Source organism: Neisseria sp. P0019.S003 (genome assembly GCF_051957115.1).
Lineage (GTDB): Bacteria > Pseudomonadota > Gammaproteobacteria > Burkholderiales > Neisseriaceae > Neisseria > Neisseria flavescens_D.
On the sequence record NZ_JBQCWT010000066.1, the window covers coordinates 1 to 470 of the forward strand.

At 56.0% G+C, this 470-nt stretch carries 1 protein-coding gene; it reads right to left on the reverse strand.

Translation table 11 applies throughout. The annotated features are described in order from the left end of the window. Positions 1-470, reverse strand: a 470-nt coding sequence (locus ACTHTS_RS11105) for an FAD-dependent oxidoreductase (RefSeq protein ID WP_440370070.1), incomplete at both ends; no start/stop codon positions are given.

A 470-nucleotide genomic window follows, 5' to 3' on the forward strand; every position in this document is an offset into this window, starting at 1 on the left:
CGTTGTTTTCAAACGTTGGATTTCGCGTTCGATGGCTTCGCGTTTTTCGTTGAACATGCGCCACTGCTCTTCACCCACCAAGCCGATTTTGTAGCCGTCTTCGGTCAGGCGCATGTCGGCGTTGTCTTCCCTAAGTTGCAAGCGGTATTCGGCGCGGCTGGTGAACATGTGGTAAGGTTCGTTCACGCCTTTGGTGATGAGGTCGTCCACCAATACGCCGAGATAGGCTTGTTCGCGGCGCAACAGGAGCGGATCTTGTTTGCGGATGTATTGCACGGCGTTTGCGCCTGCGAGCAGGCCTTGTGCGGCGGCTTCTTCGTAGCCGGTCGTGCAGTTGATTTGTCCGGCGAAGAAGAGGCCTTGGATGGTTTTGGTTTCGAGGCTGGCTTTGCGGTTGCGCGGATCAAAGTAGTCGTATTCGATGGCGTAGCCGGGGCGCAGGATATGGGCGTTTTCAAGGCCCTTCATAC